This is a genomic window from Sphingobium cyanobacteriorum (assembly GCF_030580935.1).
GTDB lineage: Bacteria > Pseudomonadota > Alphaproteobacteria > Sphingomonadales > Sphingomonadaceae > Sphingobium > Sphingobium cyanobacteriorum.
This window is the reverse complement of the sequence record NZ_JAUQOM010000006.1, coordinates 196,110-215,605: the sequence shown is the minus strand read 5'-3', so window position 1 is coordinate 215,605 and position 19,496 is coordinate 196,110. Positions and strand designations below refer to the sequence as shown.

Here is a 19,496-nt window from a genome sequence, read left to right as displayed (position 1 = left end):
GGCTAAGCGATGATCTTGCGCATCAGCAACATCGGCACGCCACTATCCTCGAACGGGCGCACCCCTTCGAAACCGAAGCTGCGATAGAGCGGTACGCCCGCCATCGTGCCCGACAATTCAAGCGCGCCGAACCCCTCCGCCCGCGCGGCCGCCTCGCACAGCGACAGGATCAGCGTCCCCACGCCTTTGCGGATATGGTCGGGATGGGTGTACATCGCCCGCACCCGCGCCGGCTCGGTCGCCGGGTCGAGCAGCCGGTCGTCGCGCCCCGCGCTATGATTGCCGCCATAGGCGGTCGCCCGCCGGCTCCATCCCCCGCAACCGGCGATCGCATCGCCATCCCCGATCACGAAATAGGTGCCATCGGCGATCAGTCGGCTGTCCAGCCCCATGAAGACATGGCTGGCCTTCACCTGATCGGGCGTCAGATAGGCGGACTGCAAATCTTCGATCGCGCGGGTCATCAGCGCCGACAGGCACGGTTCGTCGGCCAGGGTGGCAAGGCGGTGGGTCAGGGGCATGATGGTCAGCCATAGATGGGAAAACCGGCCCGCAAAAGCGCGGCGGCAACGGAAAACGGGCGGCGATCGCGCGCCGCCCGCTTGCCTGTTCGATGGCGCGCCCTGTCAGAAGGTCACGTTCACCCGCGCATAATAATAGCCGCCATTGATGCCAAAGGGCGAGATGGTCGGATATTTGCTGGTCGAATAGCCGCGTTCGCCATTTTTCAGTTCGACGGACCGGATATAGGCTTTCGACCGCTCGGTGGGATATTTGTTGAACAGATTGTTCGCGCCGATCGAAATCTTGATTGGTTCGGCAATCTGGTATCCGACTTCCAGATCGGTGAGGAAGGACGCCTTGACCGGCACCTGGATCAGGTCGCCCGCCTTGAAGTCCGGCCCCGCCGCCCGCGCGGTTTCCAACGTATAGACCCGCGAATAATAGCTTTCGCGTAAGTTCACGCTCAGCTTGTCCATCTGCCAGAAAGCATTGAACGTGCCGCGGAAACGGGGCGTGCTATGCTCCAGTTCGACTTCGCTCGATGCGTCGACCAGACGGGTCAGGTCAGGATTGGCCGTGCTGGAATAGAGCGCCGATGGCAGCGCGTTGATGCCTAGCACCTTGTTGGCGTTGTAATTGCCGGTGAAGGTCAGGTCCAGCTTGCCCATATCGCCCAGGCCCGTGCTGTAGTTCATCACCAGGTCGATGCCGCGGGTGCGCATCTTCACGCCATTGACGAAGCTCTGCACCGAAATGCCGCCTTCGGTGTTCCGGTCGATGCCATTGTCGGCCAGGATGACATAGCCCGGAATGGCGCCACCCAGTGCCGCCTGAACCGCGTTGAATACAGCCGGCTGATTATAGATGGCGTACAGGTCGGCATCAAATGGCAGGCAGGCTTCGTTGGGCTTGTCAGTCGACGGATTAAGATAGCCTGCGGGACAGCGATTGCCGGTAAAGCCGGAGAAAGCGGTCGAGGTCATGATCCGGTTGCGGATCGTGATCTGGTAGGCGTCCAGCGTGATGGTGAAATTGGGTGCCGGATTGAACACGATGCCGGTGCTGAAATTCGTCGATTTTTCAGGCCCCAACCCGCCAAAGCCCAGCGCGGCGGCCGCCGCCGACGCCGGAGGCAGCACGCCGCCGACGAAGCCCGGTCCCACATTCAGGCCCGAATAGCCGCCTTCCGCCAGCGTCGGCGCGCGGAAGCCGGTGCTGGCCGTGCCGCGCAGGGCGAAAGTGTCGGAAAAGTCATAGCGGCTGGTCAGCTTGAACACGGTCGTGTCGCCAAAGTCGCTATAATGTTCGTGGCGCACCGCGCCATCGACCAGCCACGCCTCGGTCGGCTTGAAGCTGATATCGAGATATTGCGAGAAATTGTCCCGCTTGTAGGTGCCCGCATCGTTGGGCGAATAGCCGAAGAAGGACTGTGCGCCGCCGCCATAATAGGATGCCGGATCGCCCGCGCGGATGCCGTAGGTTTCGTGCCGGAATTCCAGCCCCGCCGCGACATTGAGCGGTTCGGACAGGCCCACGTCGAACTGATGCGTCAGGTCGAGCGTGTTGCTCCACTGGGTATTGAAGAAATCGCCATTGTGGAAGGTCGTCGGGGTAAATCCGGTATCCGCATAAAGCTGCGCATTGCCCGAATGATAGACATAGACCTCGACCACATCCTTGCCATAGGTCGACGCCAGATCGAATGTCGTGTCGCCCAATGTGCCCTTGAAGCCGCCGGTAAAGCTGTAGTCGGTTTCATCGATCCGTTCCTGCGGCTGGAAGCCGGCCGGATAGAAGGGCACCCCGGCCTTGCTGACGATCACCTTGGGGTTACGGGTATTTTCGTACGCCGCCGCCTTCTTGTGGCCGTAGCTGCCGAAGCTGTAGAGTTCATATTCGCCGAATTCATAGCCGGCATTGTAGCTGACCACCGTCTGGTCGATATGCGGATCGCCGATGATGCGGTTGGTGTAGGGATAGCCGGGCAGGGTGGCGACCGCCGGAAAGCCCAGATTTTCGGCATAGTTGATCGACTGGGGATTGATGTCGCCACGGAAGGAGAAGCCCTTGTGCTTCTTTTGCGCGGCGATGTTGAGATAGGCGCCCTCGAACGGGGCAAGGCCGATATTGCCGCCGATCGCGTAGGTCTTGCCACCCTGGTCATAATAGCGGCCGCCCGTCGCATTGATCGATCCGCCATGGTCGGCGCGCTTCTGGATGAAGTTGATGACCCCGGCGATCGCGTCGGTGCCGTACTGGGCGGCGGCGCCGTCCTGCAACACTTCGACATGCTCGATGGACTCAGGCAGGATGAAGCTGATGTCCGGCGCGGCGCTGCCGCCATAGGGACCGCCCGCGACCGACACGTTGGCGGTGCCATGGCGGCGCTTGCCATTCACCAGGATCAGCGTGTGGTTGGGGCTGAGGCCGCGCAGCTTCATTTGCAGCGTATGCGCCTGAAGATCGGAGCCGAAGGCCTGCGCCTGGATCGACGGCAGTTGCTGGGCCAGGCTCTGCATCAGGTCGGGCGAGCCGGTGCGCGCAAGCGTGTCTGCACCCAGAATCTGGATCGGCGCCGGGCTGTCTGCCGCCTTCATGCCCGTTATGCGGGTGCCGGTGACGATAATGGCGTCACCGCTGTCTTCAGCAGCCGCCTGTGGCGCGCCATCTTGTGCAAATACCGCAATAGAAGATGTCATGGCCATCGCAATGGCCATACGAGAAACAAAACCCCGATATTGCATATAAAGCCCCCTAATATTTCTTATTAGCCGAGGCCTCTCCCATTTTATTATGTAACTGGCTTTTTCACGCACTGCGTTCAAACAAACGCACCCCCACCGCCAGATCATGCATGACCTGGCGACCGAAACATTCAGCAACATGTGGAAACGGAAGGCTGACACAAATCCACTATGGGCAAAATGGCCCTTTTTACTGCGGCGCAAAATCTCTTCGCGCCTGCAACAGGCGCAAAGGCGTCAAACCGTGTCAAATCCTTGTAACAAAAAGAAACAGGCGGCGACCCTGGAGGTCGCCGCCTGTTTCTTTTTTACAACTGTCAAGAAGCGTTTTTAAACGCCCAATCTCAACCTTCGCGGTTGTCGCGACGCTCGGCGATACGGGCGCGCTTGCCGGTGCGGCCGCGCAGATAGTAAAGCTTCGCGCGACGCACGACGCCACGGCGGACAACGGTGATCGAATCGAGGTTGGGCGAATAGAGCGGGAATACGCGCTCCACGCCTTCGCCGAAGCTGATCTTGCGCACGGTGAAGTTGGACCCCATGCCCTTGTTCGAACGGGCGATGCACACGCCTTCGTAATTCTGGACGCGGCTGCGTTCGCCTTCGATCACCTTCACGCCGACGCGCAGCGTGTCGCCGGGGCGGAATTCGGGGATGTCCTTGCCGAGGGCGGCGATGTTTTCCGCCTCGATCTGCTGAATGATGTTCATGTCAACTCAGTCCTTGGTCGTTCGTTGCGCACCAGAGGGCGACTGGACCCGAACGTCGATGTGACGTTCCCAAAGGTCCGGCCGCCTTAGCCGTGTATCATCCTCCGCTTGGCGTTTCCGCCAGGCGGCGATCTTCGCATGATCCCCCGATCGCAACACCTGCGGGATCGTGCGCCCCTCCCATTCCACCGGGCGGGTATAGTGCGGATATTCGAGCAACCCCGTTTCAAAGGATTCCTCGACTCCGCTGGAAGCCGCGCCCATTACACCGGGCAGCAGCCGAACACAAGCATCCAGCAGCAGCAAAGCCGCCATTTCCCCGCCCGACAGGATGATGTCGCCCATGCTGACCTGTTCGATCGGCCGGGCGTCGAAAATCCGCTCGTCAAACCCCTCGAACCGGCCGCACAGGATGGTCGCGCCCGGTCCGGCTGCCAGGTCGCGCACCCGGCGTTGCGTGATCGGCGCGCCCCGCGGCGTCATCGCCAGCACCGGCAGGTCGGGCCGCTGCTCCAGTGCATGGTCGACTGCCCTGGCCAATATGTCCGCCCGCAACACCATGCCCGCGCCGCCACCCGCCGGCGTATCGTCCACCGTCCGGTGCTTGTCGGCGGCGAAATCGCGGATATGGATGGGGTGGCAGGCCCATGTCCCCTCGTCCAGCGCCCGCCCCGCCAGCGACACGCCGAGCGGGCCGGGGAACATTTCCGGGTAGAGGGTCAGGACTTGCGCGGTGAAGGTCATCGCCGCCGCGCCCGCAGCCGCGCGGCGGACCAGCCGCCCGCCATGCACAATATGCCGCATACCAGCAGCGCAACCCCGACCGACCGCAACAGCCCGGCAAAGGGGCGTTCAGGATGCAGCAGCGCCGGGATCAGCACCAGCAACGGCACGGGCAGGATCAGCGCGACCGCCGTGGCCAGCCTGGCCTTGACCGGCCAGCCGATGCCGAACAGCCGCCAGCCGGCGATGAGCATGAAAAGCAGATAGATTGCAGTGACGATCTGGGCCATGTGCTGGCGCTTAGGCCAAGGAAGCCCCAGCGTCCAGATCAGGGCAGCTTGATCGCGATCCTGAGCTCCTGCAATTGCGCCGTGGCGGTCGGCGCCAGCAACACTGTGCCGGCGATCCGCCCCTTCTCGCACCGCCAGATGAAACTGCCCGACAGATTGCCGGTGGCGGTGACGGGCGCATCGGTGCGGCAGGCCCCGACTTCGGCTTTCAGCGCCGCAAATTTCCGCGTCCAGTTGTTCGCGTCGCTGTCCATCAGGAAGTTCATCGCCAGCCGGTCGCGCGCCACGCCCACATCGCCTGCGTCGTACATGCGCCCCGCCGCCGCATAACCCTCCGCCAGCAGCGCCGACACCGGCACGGTCCGGGCGACCAGAGCGCCCGCCTGTTTCAACGCCACCGCCGCGTCCCAGGCCGGCCCGGCCCCGCCATGATAGGTGCGGTTGGTAAAGACGAAGATGCCCACATCATAGTCGGGCATCAGCATCACATGACTGCCATAACCGGGATAGCCGCCGCCATGGGCCAGGATCAGCCCCAGGTCGCAATCCTGCGCGATGCGCATCGCAAAACCATAGGCCGCCGCCTGCTTGCAGGCGGTCGCGCCGCTCTTTCCATTCCGTGGCGAGACGGTCAGGAAATTGCTGCCTTCCGCCAGCATCCGCACCGCCGAACGTGACACCGGCCCGCTATCGGCGCCGTCCCGCGCCGGCCAGGCCGACAGCAGGAAAGCGACCCAGCGGGCATAATCATTGGCGCTGGTCTGGAGCCCGCCCATCGCCCCGAACGCCCCATCCGCTATGGTCGGCTCCTGTGTCCAGCGCCCCTCTTCCCAGCGATAGCCCAGGGCACGCCGCTCGATCGGCCATTCGCTCACCGCATAACCACTCGACGCCATGCCAAGCGGGGTCAGCAGGCTGCGCTCGACATAGCGGCGATAGGGCATTCCGCTCACATGGGCGATGATCCGCCCCAGCAGCGCATAGCCGAAATTGCTATATTCATAACGGCTGCCCGGCGCGGTGCTGAACGGCACGCCGGCGGCCAGCATTTGCGTGAATTGCACTTCGGGCATCGGCGTCTGCCGGTCGCCCCAGGGATTGTCATCGACAAAGCCCGCGCTGTGGGTGAGCAGGTCGCGGATGCGGATGCGGGGACTGTCGCTGGTGGGATAGGTCCAGCCGCGCATTTCGGGCACATGGGTTTCGGCCAGATCGTCGAGCGACAATTTGCCTTCGTCGCGCAGCTTCAGGATCGACAGCGCGGTGAACGCCTTGGTCATCGACGCGATCCGAAACAGGCTGTCGGGCGTCACCGGCCGCCTGCGCTCCAGATCCTGCACGCCAAAACCCTTGACATGGACCAGCCGGCCATTGGCGACGATGCCATAGATCAGGCCGGGTGCATGGCTGTCGATCTGAAAATCGGCGAACAGCTTGTCGATTTCGGGGATGGTGTTGACGATCTTCGGCACGTCGGCGCCATGAGCCGGACAGACCGCCGCGATCATCCAGAACAGGCAAGCGGCAAGGCGCATCGACACATCCCCGAACGGTAGAGGATCGACCATGCCACGCTGCGCCATGGCCGCAAGGGGCGTTTTACCCCCTATTCGACGAAGGCTGAGTCAATGATCGCACGGTCCGCCTCCAGCGTCACCGCGTGCATGGGGGCCATGAAGCGCTTGCCCTTCTTGCCCTCGACCGGGGGGCGCTCGACCTCGATGATATCGCCCGCGCCGAAATTCTCGACCGCGACGATCGCGCCCAGCGCATCGCCATCACTGGATATGCAGGGCAGGCCGATCAGGTCGGCATGATAATATTCGCCCTCGCCCAGCGGCGGCAGGGCGGAACGGGGCACGGCGAGTTCCGTGCCGCGCAGCGCTTCGGCCGCGCTCCGGTCGCCGATTTCGGCGAAGCGGGCGACCGCGCCATTGGGGCCGGGACGGACCGACTGCAACGTCAGCCTGGCACCGGCCACATCGAAACCCTGATGGCATTTGAGGCTTTCCACCCCTTCGCCAAAGAGTTTCAGACGGACTTCGCCCGCCACCCCATGCGCGCCGATGATCGCGGCGAGAGTGACGGGCTTGTCGGTCAAGGGGCTTAGCCTTCAGCCTGTTCGGCAGCGGCTTCCTCGGCCGGTGCTTCTTCGGCAGCCGGCGCAGCGGCGGCTTCGGCCGCAGCAGCCTTGGCGGCTTCGGCGGCTTCCGCTGCTTCGGCGGCCTTGGCGGCACGATCTTCCGCCCGATCCTTCGCCTTCTGGCCCGGCTCCGCCTTGTTCGGGTTGTTGCGCGCGGGGCGCTCCTTCACACCGGCGGCGTCGAGGAAGCGGGCAACGCGATCAGTCGGCTGAGCGCCGGCGGCAACCCAGTGCTTCGCACGCTCGGTATCGAGCACGACGCGCTTTTCGTCGCCCTTGGGCAGGACGGGGTTGTAGCTGCCGATGCGCTCGATGAACTTGCCATCACGCGGGGCGCGGCTGTCGGCCACGACGATGCGGTAATAGGGGCGCTTCTTGGAGCCGCCGCGCGACAGACGGATGGAGGTTGCCATGGAACTAGACCTTTCTACTCAAACCAAAAAATGTTGAAATTGCTTATTTCTTCATGAAATTCTGAAAGCCTGGCGGCAGGTTGGGCGCGCCCAGGCCAGGCATGCCCTGCGGCGGCGCGCCGCCACCGCCCAACATCCCGTCCAGGCCGCCACTGCCAAACATCTTGGCCAACCCTTTCAGGCCGCCCATCTTGCGGATCTTCTTCATCGCGCCTTCCATCTCCTGATGCATTTTCAGGAGGCGGTTGACGTCCTGCACGGTCCGCCCCGCGCCCTTGGCGATGCGGATCTTGCGCTTGGCGTTGATCAGGGCGGGCTTCTCCCGCTCCTTGGGCGTCATGGAGCCGATCATCGCGTCGAGATGCACCAGCGTCTTGTCGTTCGCGCCGCTGCTGGCCATCGCCGCCTGCGCCTTTTTCAGGCCCGGCAGCATCCCGGCGAGCGCGCCCAGGCCACCCATGCGGCGCATCTGGTTCAGTTGCGCGCGCAGATCGTTCATGTCGAACTGACCCTTGGCCATCTTCTTGGCCAGCTTGTCGGCTTCCTCGGCATCGATGCTCTCGGCCGCCTTCTCGACCAGGCTGACGACGTCGCCCATGCCCAGGATGCGCTGCGCGACGCGGGCGGGATGGAAAGGTTCGATCGCGTCGAGCTTCTCGCCCGTACCGGCAAACTTGATCGGCCGGCCGGTGACGGCCCGCATGGAAAGCGCCGCGCCACCGCGCGCATCGCCATCCATCCGGGTCAGCACCACGCCGGTCAGCGGAACCTGGGCCGAAAAGCTGGTCGCGACATTGACCGCGTCCTGCCCGGTCAGCGAATCGACCACCAACAGGATTTCGGCGGGGTTGGCGACATCGGCGACCGCCTTCATCTCGTCCATCAACGCCTGGTCGACATGCAGGCGACCGGCCGTATCGAGCATCACCACGTCGAAGCCCTGGAGCTTGGCCGCCTGCAACGCGCGACGCGCGATCTCGACCGGCTGCTGCCCGGCGATGATCGGCAGGGTCGCGACATCGGCCTGCGTGCCGAGCACCGCCAACTGTTCCTGCGCGGCCGGGCGCTGAACGTCCAGCGACGCCATCAGCACCTTCTTGCGCTCCCGCTCCTTCAGGCGCTTGGCGATCTTGGCGGTGGAGGTGGTCTTGCCCGATCCCTGCAAGCCGACCATCATGATGACGGCGGGCGGGGCCACGTCGATCATCAGGTCCGACATGTCGGACCCCAGCGTTTCGGTCAGCGTGTCGGAAACGATCTTGACGACCATCTGGCCGGGCGTGACCGATCGCAGCACGTCACTGCCGACGGCGCGCTCCGTCGCCTGGTCGACGAACTGCCGGACGACGGGCAAAGCCACGTCGGCTTCCAGCAGCGCGATTCGCACCTCGCGCATCGCGGCGCGGACATCGTCCTCCGTGAGCGCACCGCGCCCACGCAGCTTGTCGAATACTCCACCCAGACGATCGCTCAGCGAATCGAACATCATCACCTCAATTTGGACCAAAAGGCCCGAAAACCGTGCATACCCATCAAACGACAAAATCGCCGGCGGGCGAAAACTCGCCGGCCAGCGTCCATTCGATGCCCCGTCCGGGCGTCCTGGAGTCGTCAGGGTTCCAGGGGCAAGCCCCAGGATGCGCCCCGGCCCATAGGCCAAAGCCGTTCATAGCGCAAGGGCTGCTATCCCGCCATCAATGCAGCCGCCGTCCCCATTGCCCAGGCTGAGCGCCCCAGCAGTTCGACAAGAGCCAGCCGCACCACCATTGCCGCCGCCGCCCATCCATAGGCGCCATGCATCACGCCGTTCGCGCGCCTGTCGGCACAGGCCGCGATGCCAATGTAGAAAAGCTGCATCAGGGTCGCGCACGCCCCTGCCCATGCCCCCAGCAGGGGCATCGGCAACAATCGCCCGAACGCAGGCTCGATCAGGGCAATGGTGCCGCACAGCATCAAACGCTTGTGCCAGTCGCCGCGCCGTCGCAGCGCGACGCCCGCACCCGCCAGCAGGGCGAAGGTCAGCATGTCCAGCGGCCCCAGCAACAGGAATATGCCCGGCGTGAAGAAGGGCGGAACACGCCCCATCTCGACCGCAAGGATGGATGTCGCCACCCCCCATGGCACCATGAAGCAGGCAAGGCCCACCGCAGCCCAGCCCAGTTGCCGATGCCCATGCACGCGCCCGCCGGCGACCAGCAGGGTCTGCGCCAGGAACAGCAGGGTCCAGCCGATCAGCGTTACGCCATGGACATGCACCCACCATGGCACCGCCGCCACATCCACCATCCCGCGCAGCGCGAAGGATCCGAAGCCACCGATGACCGTCATTGCAATCAACAATGCCATGCCGGTGAACAGGCGATGCTCCCTCACCCCCACGGCCATGCCCTCGATTCTGGTCGCCATTGCGCTGCCTCCCCCACGACAGGCAACAATAGCACAGCATGGGCCGCAGATATTGGAAGAAGTCGTCACGGACACGCCGGCCGCTTGCACCGGCTGCCTGTTTGAGCCAGCACAAGCCCACAGACCAAAGGGGAGGCCCAAGAGATGAGCTGGACACGGCGCAAGCCAATGGAGACGATGACGCCGAAGGATGCGGGCCATCAACTGGCACGCACCCTGTCCTGGCCCCATCTGCTGGCGCTGGGCGTCGGCGCGATCGTGGGGACGGGCATCCTGACCCTGATCGGCGTCGGTGCGGACCGGGCCGGGCCGGCGGTGCTGCTGTCCTTCGCCATTGCAGGCGCGATCTGCGCCTGCGCCGCGCTCGCCTATGCCGAACTGTCGACGATGATGCCCGCGGCGGGCAGCGCCTATAGTTACAGCTATGTCGCCCTGGGCGAAGGGATCGCCTGGATCGTGGGATGGAGCCTGATCCTGGAATATTCGCTGGTGGTATCGACGGTGGCGGTCGGCTGGTCGGGCTATGCCGCCCCGCTGCTGACCGGGATCGGGTTTCCGCCGTTGCTGACGCAGGGGCCGGAACTGGGCGGCCTGGTCAACCTGCCCGCCATCTTCATCATCGCCGTGGTCGCCGGGCTGCTGATGCTGGGCACGCATGAAAGCGCACGGCTCAACAGCCTGTTGGTGCTCATCAAGATTGCCACCCTCAGCCTGTTCGTCTGGGTCGCCCTGCCCGCCTTCGATGCCCAGAATCTGCACCCCTTCATGCCCTTTGGCTTTGCCAAGCACATGGGGCCTGACGGGGTCGAGCGCGGAGTGATGGCGGCGGCCGCAATCATCTTTTTCGCCTTTTACGGCTTCGACGCCATTTCAACAGCGGCGGAAGAAGCCAAGAATCCCGACCGCGACCTGGCCATCGGCATCGTCGGGTCGCTGGTCGTCTGCACGCTCATCTATGTGCTGGTCGCCGCCGCCGCGATCGGCGCTCTGCCCTTTACCCGCTTTTCCGACAGCCCGGAGCCGCTGGCGCTGATCCTGCGCGAAATGGGTCAGGGCAGCGTCGCGCGGATCGTCGCCATCGCCGCCGTGATCGCCCTGCCGACCGTGCTGCTGGGCTTTCTCTATGGCCAGAGCCGCATCTTCCTGGTGATGGCCCGCGACGGTTTCCTGCCGCAAAGCCTCGCGAAAATTTCGAAACGCGGCACCCCTGCCCGCATTACCGCCATGACAGCCCTGCTGGTCGCGATCATCGCGGGCGTCCTGCCGATCGACGAGATCGCCGCGCTGGCCAATGCGGGAACATTGATCGCCTTCACCGCCGTGGGCCTGTGCCTGCTCGTCCTGCGCAAGCGCGCGCCGGACCTCAAACGCCCCTTTCGTACGCCTGCGGCATGGTTCGTGGGCATCGGCGCGGTCGCAGGCTGCGTTTACCTGTTCGTCAGCCTGCCGATGAAAACGATCCTCGCCTGCGCGGTGTGGAATGCCATCGGGCTGGCGGTCTATTTTCTCTATGGGCAGAAGCGGGCGACGGCGGCCGCCCGCTAAACTCAGGCCGCCAGCGGCTTGAGTCTGGGAAAGCACCTCCAGCGATGTTACCGCATCGATGAAGGCCAGCATTTGCGCATCCTTGCCATGTCGCCAACCAGCCCCTTGGCCTTTCCCGTCTCGAAGAAGCGGCGCAGTCCCTTATGCGCCATGCTCTCAATCCCCATATGTAACGGCGTCGGTCAATGGCGCGCACTGTCAACCATGACGTTACATTCCGTGCCGCTGGCATTTCCACACGCATCCCACTACATAGCCGCCCATGGGACGCTTCTCCAAAATGCATGGCCTGGGCAATGATTTCGTCGTGATCGACGCGCGCACGGATGCGGTCGACATGACGGAAAGCCGCGCCCGCGCCATTGCCGATCGCCATGCCGGAATCGGCTGCGACCAGTTGATCCTGATCGGCAACGCCCCTGACGCAGACGTGTCGATGCAGATTTTCAATGCCGACGGCAGCGAAGTGGAAGCCTGCGGCAACGCCACCCGTTGCGTGCCCCTGTTCGTCGGCCGCGACGTGCTGATCCGCACCAAAGCGGGCCTACTGGATGCGAAGGCCGTCGATGGCGGCGCGAGCGTCGATATGGGCGCGCCCCGTTTCGACTGGGACGCGATCCCGCTCGCCTACCCCATGGACACGCTGACCATGGGCGCAAGCTGGGAAGACCTCCCCGCGCCCGCTGCGGTCAATGTCGGCAACCCGCATGTCATCTTCTTCGTGGACGATCTGGACGGTGTGAACTTCGACCATCTCGGCCCGCTGATCGAGCATGATCCGCTGTTTCCGGCCCGCGTGAACGTCAATTTCGCGCAGGTCGTGGGCGACCATCATATCCGTCTGGTCGTGTGGGAACGCGGCGCGGGGCTGACCCGCGCCTGCGGCACCGGCGCCTGCGCCGCCGCCGTCGCCGCCATCCGGCGCAAGGCTGCGACCGGCCCCGTGACCGTCAGCCTGCCCGGTGGCGACCTGATCATCGATTGGGCGCCCGGCGGCACGATCCGCATGACCGGCCCGGCCACGCATGTGTTCGATGGCGAGGCTGACTGGTCGCGCTTCTGATGAGCGGCCCCGACATCATCACCATGGGCTGCCGCCTCAACATCGCGGAGAGCGAGGCGATCCGTGACATGGCGCAGGGGCAGGATGACCTGATCGTGGTGAATAGCTGCGCCGTGACCGCCGAAGCCGTGCGCCAGACCCGCCAGGCGATCCGCCGCGCGCGGCGCGAACGGCCCGACGCGCGTATCCTCGTCACCGGCTGCGCCGCCCAGACCGAACCGCAGACCTTCGCCGCCATGGCGGAAGTCGATGGCGTGATCGGCAACCGGGAAAAGATGGAGGCAGCCTCCTTCGCCCCCATGGCGGAAAAGGTGCGCGTGTCCGACATCATGGCCGTGCGCGACACCGCGCCGCACATGGCGTCCGCCTTCGCCGACCATGCCCGCGCCTTTCTGGAGGTGCAGAATGGCTGCGATCATCGCTGCACCTTCTGCATCATCCCCTATGGCCGGGGCAACAGCCGCTCCGTGCCCGCAGGCGCGGTGGTCGACAAGGCCAGGCAACTGGTCGATGCGGGCTACAAGGAAATCGTACTGACCGGCGTGGACGTGACCAGCTATGGTCCCGACCTGCCGGGCAGCCCGTCGCTCGGCCTGCTGATCGAGCGCATGTTGAAGGGCGTGCCCGATCTCCCGCGCCTGCGCCTGTCCTCGATCGACAGCGTGGAAATCGACGATCGCCTGTTCGACCTGATCGCCCACGAACCGCGGATGATGCCGCATCTGCATCTTTCGCTTCAGGCGGGCGACGACATGATCCTCAAGCGGATGAAGCGGCGTCACAGCCGCGCCGACGCCATTGCCATCGTCGAACGCATGAAGGCCGCCCGTCCCGACATCAGCATCGGCGCGGACATCATCGCCGGCTTCCCGACCGAGGATGACGCGATGTTCGCCAACAGCCTGGGCCTGATCGCCGAATGCGCCATCGTCCACGGCCATATCTTCCCCTATTCGCCCCGCGCCGGCACCCCCGCCGCACGGATGCCGCAGGTCGACCGCGCGACGATCAAGGCCCGCGCCGCCCGGCTGCGCAACGCCTGCGCCACCCGCCGCGACGCCTGGCTGCGCAGCCTGATCGGCACGGTCCAGTCGGTGCTGGTCGAGCGCAGCGGGTTGAGCGGCCACGCCGAAAATTTCGCGCCGGTGCGGTTCATGACGGCCCAAGCCCCCTCGTCCATCGTCCGGGCACCCATCACGGCGCTTGAGAATGGAACGCTGATCGCGCAAGAGGCGGCATAATGACTGATACCGGCACCAGCTGGCGCGACCGCCTCTTCGGCGGATTGAAGCGCACCTCCGACCGTCTCGGCGACAATCTCACCGGCCTGTTCACCAAGGCCGCGCTGGACGACCAGACCCTGGACGAGATCGAGGAGGCACTGATCGTCTCCGACCTTGGCCCCGCCATGGCCGCGCGCGTGCGCGACCGCCTGGCCGAAGGGCGTTTCAACAAGGAACTGACCGAGGAATATCTGCGCGAGATCATCGCGGAGGAAATCGAAAAGACGCTGGCTCCGGTCGCCCGCCCGCTGGAGATAGAGGCATTCCCCCGGCCGCAGGTCATCCTGGTCATCGGCGTCAACGGTTCGGGCAAGACCACCACCATCGCCAAGCTGGCCCATAATTTCCTGGAACAGGACTATGGCGTGATGCTGGCGGCCGGCGACACGTTCCGCGCCGCCGCCATCGGCCAGCTCAAAGTGTGGGCCGAACGGCTGGGCATCCCCATCGTCGCGGGCAAGGAAGGCGGCGATGCCGCCGGGATCGTGTTCGACGCCGTGAAGCAGGCAACGGCGACCGGCATCGACGTGCTGATCGTCGACACCGCCGGCCGGCTCCAGAACAAGACCGAACTGATGGACGAACTGGCCAAGGTGCGCCGCGTGCTGGGCCGATTGAACCCGGCCGCCCCGCATGACGTTGTGCTGGTGCTAGATGCCACCACGGGACAAAATGCGTTGAACCAGATCGAAGTTTTCAAGGAAACGGCGCAGGTGACGGGGCTGGTCATGACCAAGCTCGACGGCACGGCGCGCGGCGGCGTACTGGTCGCGGCGGCGGAAAAATATCGCCTGCCCATCCATGCCATCGGCGTGGGGGAAAAGATCGAGGATCTGCGCCCCTTCGATCCGGGCGACATGGCCCGCGCCATTGCGGGGACGGCCTATGCCCGCTGATGCCAAACCCGCCCATGGCGGCACGCTCAGCCTGGCGCTGGATTTCGGGCCATTGCTGGTTTTCTTCCTGACCTACAAGGGCGCGGGCTGGCTCTGGGGCGCGGCCAATCCGATCACCGCCATGACGGTCGGCACGGCCGCCTTCATGGGCGCGATCGTGATCGCGGTCATCATCTCGAAGGTGAAGCTGGGCCGGGTGTCGCCGATGCTGTGGCTGTCGGCGCTGCTGATCCTGTTTTTCGGCGGCCTCACCATCTATTTCCACGATCAGAGCTTCATCCAGATCAAGCCGACGATCATCTACAGCTTCTTCGCGCTGATGCTGTTCGCCGGCCTGCTGCGGGGCAAGCCGCTGCTCAAATATCTGTTGCAGGCGGCCTATGATGGCCTGAGCGAAACCGGCTGGCTGAAGCTCTCGCGCAACTGGGCCTTGTTCTTCGTCGCCATGGCGATCGCGAACGAGGTGATGCGCCGGTCGATGAGCTTCGATAGCTGGCTGGCGGTCAAGGTCTGGGGCGTGACCATCGTGTCGGTCGTCTTTGCCGCCGCCAATATCCCGATGCTGATGCGCCATGGCCTGACACTGGGCGACAGCCTGGACAGTGACGAGGTCGGCGAAACCACCCCGCCGCAGGGATAAGCGGCCGTTTCTGCGATCGTTTCGCAATAGTCATATAGCTGTTTTCTTATGTCCCGCCCGCGCATATGGGATGGGCCGGAGGCGTCCACGCCCCATCAGGACCAATGAACCAACCGCACCCCCATCCGTTGTGCGGCGGTTCCCATCACGAACCAGAGGAGTTCCGCCATGGCCTTTGTTCTTCCCGACCTGCCCTATGCCAAGGACGCATTTGGCGATATCCTGTCCGTAGAAACCTTCGATTTCCACCATGGCAAACATCACAACGCCTATGTCGTGAAAGCCAATGAACTGGTCGCCGCCGATCCCGCCTTGCAGGGCAAGTCGCTGGTCGAACTGATCAAGTCGGCCAAGGGTGGCCTGTTCAACCAGGTCGGCCAGATCTGGAACCACACATTCTACTGGCAGTCGCTGTCGCCGACCAAGACCGCCCCGACCGGCGAACTGCTGGCCAAGATCGAGGAAGCGTTCGGTTCGGTCGACGCGCTGATCGAAAAGCTCAAGGCGGAAGCCGTGGGCCATTTCGCCAGCGGCTGGGCCGCGCTGATCCTGAAGGATGGCAAGCTGGAAGTGACCAGCTATCATGACGCCGACACCCCCGTCGCGCATGAAGGCCACGCCCCGCTGCTGATCGTCGATGTATGGGAACATGCCTATTATATCGACTATCGCAACCTGCGTCCCAGCTATGCCGACCGCATCCTCAAGGAAGCGATCAACTGGGACTTCGCCGCGCTGAACCTGGATGGCGCCGGCGCCAGCCGCGCCGACCAGCCGGCCTGACAAACGCAACGGGCCGGCCTGATCGCCGGCCCGTTCCGCATCAACGCACGGGATGCGGCATCCCGGTCCGCTGCCCCTGATCCCCCCCTTACGCCACAGGATGCACAGGACGGCCCCGGCCTGTCAGGCGGCTTCCAATTGGGCGACGAACAGATCGGCGGCGCGCTGCAAATCCTGGGCGGTCCGCGAAAGGTCCGACGCAGCGATCGACACCCGACTGGACAAGGTTTCATTGTCGCGCGCCACATCGGCGACATCCTCCATCTGCCGCGTCATGACGGCGGCGCCATTGGCGGTATCGCGCGCGGATTGACCGATGGCGGCGGTGGCGTCGCGCTGATCGGCGACGGCGCGCTGGATCGCACCGGCGGTTTCGGCCAGTTGCTGCACCGCCCCCGCCACATCCGACAGGGCGGCCTGGGCAACGCCCGCACCCTGCCGCGCCGACCAGGCAAGCGTCTGGATTTCGCCGGTCGCGTTCGCAGCCTGGCCGGCCAGTTGCTTGACCTCGCCCGCCACCACGGCAAAGCCGCGCCCGACATCGCCCGCGCGCGCGGCCTCAATCGTGGCGTTGAGCGCCAACAAATTGGTGCGCGCCGCAATCTGGGTAATCGAATCGGCAAAGCTGGTGATGGATGTCGTACGCCCTTCCAGTTCACACATTGCCTGATGGCCGGTGCTCGACACACGCTGCGCTTCTTCACCCAATGTTGCCTGCTGATGCGCGGCCAGCGCAATGGCCGTGATCGATTGGGACAGTTGCTCGATCCGCTGCGCCAGAATCGCGGCATTGGTTGATGATTGCTCGGCGATTGCAACCGTTTCCTCCGTCCCCGCACTCGCGCGCCGGGCCAGGTGATTGAGCTGACGTGCCGAATGATCCAGTTCCTGTGTCGATGCGCCGACCGCATCGACAATTTCTGCCACCGACCGGCGGAAATCCCGTGCCAGGGCCAGCGTCGCGGCCTGCCGCTCCGCCGTCATCCGTGCCTTCTCGGCGGCCTGCTGGTCGCGCACCTGCGCCGCGCGGGCATCCGCGTCGCGACTGGCCGCCATCGCCGCTTCGGCTGCCAGGCGGCCGTCCTCAGCCTGACGGGCAAGTTCGCCCGACCGCGCGACATGATCCTCCAGCGCCAGCAGCATCGTCCGCAACCGGGCGGTCAGATAACAGAGCACCGCCGCCTGGGTGGCCACCGCCGCCCCATGAACGAATACACGCCCCAAATTCGCGCCATCGGGAAACACCCAGTCCGGCGCCACCTGGCTCAGTACCAGATGGTGCAGGGCGATGAGCACAGCCCCCAGCAGGATCGGCCGCCAGTCATAAAGCAGCGTCAGCCCGGCCATGGCGACAAAGAAGAACATGTGGCCGTCCATCTGCCAATGATGCCCGGACAGAAGATAGAGGCCGATCGCGGGCTGCCCCATTGCCAGCGTGCCAATCGCCAGCCGCACTTCCAGATCGCGACGGCGGCACATGATCTGGATCGTGGGCAGCGCGTTGATCAGCACCGAAAGCAGCATGGCACGGCCCGTATGCTCCAGGCCCAGCAGCAATCCTCCCAGGCCCAATGTGATCGTGCCGATCCAATTGGCGAACAACAGGATGCGCAACCCTTGCAACCGCAGACGGTCAAGGCTGTTCAATGCGTTCATCCCTTCCCTCCCTCGCACCCGCCGGCATCGGTGGACAAGAGCAGGATGCCCCGTTCCAGCAATGGCTGGGCAAGCCGCCCCCTGTCACCTTCGACCAGCAGCGATCCGCGCCAGCGTCCGGCAGCGACCAGCCGCGCGCCCTGCGCCACGGCGACCCGCGCCAGCATGGCGCGGGCATGGGCCGTGACCGGCACCAGCAGGATACGGCCATATGCCGGCGGAAACGCATAAAGTGCAGCAAGACCGAAAAGGATCAGCACGCATTGCCCCGTCAGCGGCAAGGCGCGCCGCCAGGACGCAAGGTAGATCATTGCATCGGTTTAGGAGCGATTGGTAAGGATAAAATTAAGGATGATTGGCGCCCATCCCCAATGCCTGCGCCAGTGCATCGAGATCCGCTCCGGGACGCACCAGCAACCATTCACGGCTGTCCGCCCCGTCCACCACCGTTACAGCCCCCTTGGGGCAGACGCCCAGGCAATTGACCTCGACTATGCCCGCCGCCGCCTTGCGCCCCGTCTTCAACGACAGATGACGGCGCAGCGCCCTGGCCAGCCGCTCGTCGCCCTTCGGGCCGAACCCGCCACCCAGCTTCTTTGAACATTTGCGGCAAATCAGCGCGACAGTGCGCCAGTTGGCGCGGACATGATCCTTCAATCGGCTGCTCCGCGCGGTTTCCAGGTCCTCCGCTCCTCGGCCATGCGCAGCACTTCATAGGCGGCCTGGATCGTCTGGAACCGCACCGCAGCATCCGCGTCGCCCGGCTTCACGTCGGGATGATAGGCCTTGGCCAGCCGCCGCCAGCTTTTCTTCACCGCCTCGAAATCGGCGTCGTCCTCCAGCTCCAGCGCTTGCAAGGCGTGCAGTTCGTCGCGCGACCGGCTCCCGTCGCCCGGTCCACCCCAGCCATGATAGGCGCTGGACTGGAAACCGCTGGCGTCGCGGCGCTCGTTACGCTCGCGCTGCTCCCGCTCTTCCTGGTCCAGGCCCTGAAAATAGTCCCAGTTCCGATTATATTCCCCGGCGTGATCGGCACAGAAATACCAGCGTTCCGGGCTGTTCGGCGACTTGGGCGCGGGGCAGTCACCCGGCTTGTCACAGCCGAAACGGTCGCACATCCGCACGCGCTGCGCCTCACGCGCTGCGCCATAGGCGCGCCATCGGGGAAAGCCCCAGTCATTGGATCGGCTCTGTCTTGCCATTGGGACAGAGTAGGGATTACGTCATCAAAACGCCACCCCGCCGCGCCGCAGCATGTCGGAAAATTCGCCAGAGGGCCTGTAAGCCGGGTTCTGTCCACCCCAAATGGGGATAGGCGACCATTCCTCTAGGAGCCGGATTACTCCGGCCCTCAAGCAACCAACCCGGACGATCTCGGCCGAAATCTGCCTAGCAGCCTCTCGGCTGCGCGCCGTCCCTATTCGGTCTTGCTCCCGGTGGGGTTTACCGTGCCGCCTTGCGTTGCCGCAGACGCGGTGCGCTCTTACCGCACCCTTTCAATTTCGCCTGCCCGAAGGCTTAGTCCTGAAGACTGGGCGACCTGCTTTCTGTTGCACTGTCCCTTGGATCACTCCAGCCGGTCGTTAACCGGCACCGTCATTTCGTGGAGCCCGGACTTTCCTCGCCGTGGCAGTTACCCGCCACGCCGCGGCCGCCCGGCCCTCTGGCGAAACTTGCCTTTAAACTGATTCGGGCCT

20 protein-coding genes and 1 other RNA gene are annotated in these 19,496 nt (G+C 64.6%); 6 read left to right on the top strand and 15 right to left on the bottom strand.

The features are described from left to right. Positions 1-2: 2 nt before the first annotated feature. From Q4610_RS13535 to Q4610_RS13490, 10 genes are all read right to left on the bottom strand, one after another. Positions 3-521 carry a GNAT family N-acetyltransferase gene (locus tag Q4610_RS13535; RefSeq protein WP_304536479.1) on the bottom strand — a complete coding sequence of 173 codons (519 nt, stop codon included), beginning with the start codon at positions 519-521 and terminating at the stop codon, positions 3-5. Positions 522-626: 105 nt separating this feature from the next. Further along, positions 627-3,203: a TonB-dependent receptor plug domain-containing protein gene (locus Q4610_RS13530; RefSeq protein ID WP_304536478.1), complete on the bottom strand. Its 2,577-nt coding sequence runs from the start codon at positions 3,201-3,203 to the stop codon at positions 627-629. Positions 3,204-3,592: 389 nt separating this feature from the next. Continuing rightward, positions 3,593-3,958: a 50S ribosomal protein L19 gene (rplS, locus tag Q4610_RS13525; RefSeq protein WP_056686454.1), complete on the bottom strand. Its 366-nt coding sequence runs from the start codon at positions 3,956-3,958 to the stop codon at positions 3,593-3,595. Positions 3,959-3,964: 6 nt separating this feature from the next. Next, positions 3,965-4,702 (bottom strand): tRNA (guanosine(37)-N1)-methyltransferase TrmD, encoded by a 738-nt coding sequence (gene trmD / locus Q4610_RS13520; RefSeq protein WP_304536520.1) that lies wholly within the window; start codon positions 4,700-4,702, stop codon positions 3,965-3,967. Then, positions 4,699-4,971 (bottom strand): hypothetical protein, encoded by a 273-nt coding sequence (locus Q4610_RS13515; protein WP_304536477.1) that lies wholly within the window; start codon positions 4,969-4,971, stop codon positions 4,699-4,701. The genes trmD and Q4610_RS13515 overlap by 4 nt, the downstream gene beginning before the upstream one ends. Before the next feature lie 38 nt (positions 4,972-5,009). Then, positions 5,010-6,539, bottom strand: coding sequence for a serine hydrolase domain-containing protein (locus Q4610_RS13510; RefSeq protein WP_304536476.1), 1,530 nt, complete (start codon positions 6,537-6,539; stop codon positions 5,010-5,012). Positions 6,540-6,577: 38 nt separating this feature from the next. Continuing rightward, on the bottom strand, positions 6,578-7,072 hold the full coding sequence (gene rimM / locus Q4610_RS13505) for a ribosome maturation factor RimM (protein ID WP_304536475.1): 495 nt from the start codon (positions 7,070-7,072) through the stop codon (positions 6,578-6,580). Positions 7,073-7,077: 5 nt separating this feature from the next. Further along, positions 7,078-7,527: a 30S ribosomal protein S16 gene (gene rpsP / locus Q4610_RS13500; RefSeq protein ID WP_155178211.1), complete on the bottom strand. Its 450-nt coding sequence runs from the start codon at positions 7,525-7,527 to the stop codon at positions 7,078-7,080. 43 nt (positions 7,528-7,570) lie between these two features. After that, a complete protein-coding gene (gene ffh, locus Q4610_RS13495) occupies positions 7,571-9,016 on the bottom strand; it encodes a signal recognition particle protein (RefSeq protein ID WP_304536474.1) in 1,446 nt (481 codons plus the stop codon). A gap of 194 nt (positions 9,017-9,210) precedes the next feature. Then, positions 9,211-9,933, bottom strand: coding sequence for a hypothetical protein (locus tag Q4610_RS13490; protein ID WP_304536473.1), 723 nt, complete (start codon positions 9,931-9,933; stop codon positions 9,211-9,213). A 144-nt stretch (positions 9,934-10,077) separates the two neighbouring features. Between Q4610_RS13490 and Q4610_RS13485 the strand changes: the two genes are divergently transcribed. The 6 genes from Q4610_RS13485 to Q4610_RS13460 all read left to right on the top strand — a co-directional run bounded on the left by Q4610_RS13485 (position 10,078) and on the right by Q4610_RS13460 (position 16,143). Continuing rightward, a complete protein-coding gene (locus Q4610_RS13485; protein ID WP_304536472.1) occupies positions 10,078-11,478 on the top strand; it encodes an amino acid permease in 1,401 nt (466 codons plus the stop codon). A 262-nt stretch (positions 11,479-11,740) separates the two neighbouring features. Continuing rightward, positions 11,741-12,541, top strand: a complete 801-nt coding sequence (dapF, locus tag Q4610_RS13480; RefSeq protein WP_304536471.1) for a diaminopimelate epimerase — start codon at positions 11,741-11,743, stop codon at positions 12,539-12,541. Continuing rightward, positions 12,541-13,782 carry a tRNA (N(6)-L-threonylcarbamoyladenosine(37)-C(2))-methylthiotransferase MtaB gene (gene mtaB / locus Q4610_RS13475; RefSeq protein ID WP_304536470.1) on the top strand — a complete coding sequence of 414 codons (1,242 nt, stop codon included), beginning with the start codon at positions 12,541-12,543 and terminating at the stop codon, positions 13,780-13,782. The genes dapF and mtaB overlap by 1 nt, the downstream gene beginning before the upstream one ends. Continuing rightward, the gene (gene ftsY / locus Q4610_RS13470) at positions 13,782-14,720 is read left to right on the top strand and encodes a signal recognition particle-docking protein FtsY (protein ID WP_304536469.1); all 939 of its coding nucleotides are present in this window, start codon (positions 13,782-13,784) and stop codon (positions 14,718-14,720) included. The genes mtaB and ftsY overlap by 1 nt, the downstream gene beginning before the upstream one ends. After that, on the top strand, positions 14,710-15,360 hold the full coding sequence (gene ispZ / locus Q4610_RS13465) for a septation protein IspZ (RefSeq protein WP_304536468.1): 651 nt from the start codon (positions 14,710-14,712) through the stop codon (positions 15,358-15,360). The genes ftsY and ispZ overlap by 11 nt, the downstream gene beginning before the upstream one ends. A 168-nt stretch (positions 15,361-15,528) precedes the next feature. After that, complete coding sequence (locus Q4610_RS13460; RefSeq protein ID WP_304536467.1) at positions 15,529-16,143, top strand: superoxide dismutase; 615 nt, start codon at positions 15,529-15,531, stop codon at positions 16,141-16,143. A 123-nt stretch (positions 16,144-16,266) separates the two neighbouring features. Here Q4610_RS13460 and Q4610_RS13455 read toward each other — a convergent pair whose 3' ends face one another. The 5 genes from Q4610_RS13455 to rnpB form a co-directional block, all read right to left on the bottom strand. Further along, complete coding sequence (locus tag Q4610_RS13455; protein ID WP_304536466.1) at positions 16,267-17,799, bottom strand: methyl-accepting chemotaxis protein; 1,533 nt, start codon at positions 17,797-17,799, stop codon at positions 16,267-16,269. Next, a complete protein-coding gene (locus Q4610_RS13450; RefSeq protein WP_304536465.1) occupies positions 17,796-18,110 on the bottom strand; it encodes a hypothetical protein in 315 nt (104 codons plus the stop codon). The genes Q4610_RS13455 and Q4610_RS13450 overlap by 4 nt, the downstream gene beginning before the upstream one ends. A 34-nt stretch (positions 18,111-18,144) precedes the next feature. Further along, complete coding sequence (locus tag Q4610_RS13445; protein WP_304536519.1) at positions 18,145-18,480, bottom strand: (2Fe-2S) ferredoxin domain-containing protein; 336 nt, start codon at positions 18,478-18,480, stop codon at positions 18,145-18,147. Beyond that, on the bottom strand, positions 18,453-19,001 hold the full coding sequence (locus Q4610_RS13440) for a J domain-containing protein (protein ID WP_304536464.1): 549 nt from the start codon (positions 18,999-19,001) through the stop codon (positions 18,453-18,455). The genes Q4610_RS13445 and Q4610_RS13440 overlap by 28 nt, the downstream gene beginning before the upstream one ends. 63 nt (positions 19,002-19,064) lie before the next feature. After that, an RNA gene (gene rnpB, locus Q4610_RS13435) (RNase P RNA component class A) lies at positions 19,065-19,466 on the bottom strand. Positions 19,467-19,496 lie beyond the last annotated feature (30 nt).

What these genes read in the sequence shown, in the direction of transcription:
- Q4610_RS13450 (WP_304536465.1), bottom strand. Translation starts at nt 18,110, where the DNA reads ATGATCTACCTTGCGTCCTGGCGGCGCGCCTTGCCGCTGACGGGGCAA.
- trmD (WP_304536520.1), bottom strand. Translation starts at nt 4,702, where the DNA reads ATGACCTTCACCGCGCAAGTCCTGACCCTCTACCCGGAAATGTTCCCC.
- ffh (WP_304536474.1), bottom strand. Translation starts at nt 9,016, where the DNA reads ATGATGTTCGATTCGCTGAGCGATCGTCTGGGTGGAGTATTCGACAAG.
- dapF (WP_304536471.1), top strand. Translation starts at nt 11,741, where the DNA reads ATGGGACGCTTCTCCAAAATGCATGGCCTGGGCAATGATTTCGTCGTG.
- rplS (WP_056686454.1), bottom strand. Translation starts at nt 3,958, where the DNA reads ATGAACATCATTCAGCAGATCGAGGCGGAAAACATCGCCGCCCTCGGC.
- mtaB (WP_304536470.1), top strand. Translation starts at nt 12,541, where the DNA reads ATGAGCGGCCCCGACATCATCACCATGGGCTGCCGCCTCAACATCGCG.
- Q4610_RS13485 (WP_304536472.1), top strand. Translation starts at nt 10,078, where the DNA reads ATGAGCTGGACACGGCGCAAGCCAATGGAGACGATGACGCCGAAGGAT.
- Q4610_RS13460 (WP_304536467.1), top strand. Translation starts at nt 15,529, where the DNA reads ATGGCCTTTGTTCTTCCCGACCTGCCCTATGCCAAGGACGCATTTGGC.
- ftsY (WP_304536469.1), top strand. Translation starts at nt 13,782, where the DNA reads ATGACTGATACCGGCACCAGCTGGCGCGACCGCCTCTTCGGCGGATTG.
- Q4610_RS13515 (WP_304536477.1), bottom strand. Translation starts at nt 4,971, where the DNA reads ATGGCCCAGATCGTCACTGCAATCTATCTGCTTTTCATGCTCATCGCC.
- Q4610_RS13455 (WP_304536466.1), bottom strand. Translation starts at nt 17,799, where the DNA reads ATGAACGCATTGAACAGCCTTGACCGTCTGCGGTTGCAAGGGTTGCGC.
- Q4610_RS13510 (WP_304536476.1), bottom strand. Translation starts at nt 6,539, where the DNA reads ATGGTCGATCCTCTACCGTTCGGGGATGTGTCGATGCGCCTTGCCGCT.
- Q4610_RS13530 (WP_304536478.1), bottom strand. Translation starts at nt 3,203, where the DNA reads ATGACATCTTCTATTGCGGTATTTGCACAAGATGGCGCGCCACAGGCG.
- rpsP (WP_155178211.1), bottom strand. Translation starts at nt 7,527, where the DNA reads ATGGCAACCTCCATCCGTCTGTCGCGCGGCGGCTCCAAGAAGCGCCCC.
- Q4610_RS13440 (WP_304536464.1), bottom strand. Translation starts at nt 19,001, where the DNA reads ATGGCAAGACAGAGCCGATCCAATGACTGGGGCTTTCCCCGATGGCGC.
- Q4610_RS13535 (WP_304536479.1), bottom strand. Translation starts at nt 521, where the DNA reads ATGCCCCTGACCCACCGCCTTGCCACCCTGGCCGACGAACCGTGCCTG.
- ispZ (WP_304536468.1), top strand. Translation starts at nt 14,710, where the DNA reads ATGCCCGCTGATGCCAAACCCGCCCATGGCGGCACGCTCAGCCTGGCG.
- Q4610_RS13490 (WP_304536473.1), bottom strand. Translation starts at nt 9,933, where the DNA reads ATGGCGACCAGAATCGAGGGCATGGCCGTGGGGGTGAGGGAGCATCGC.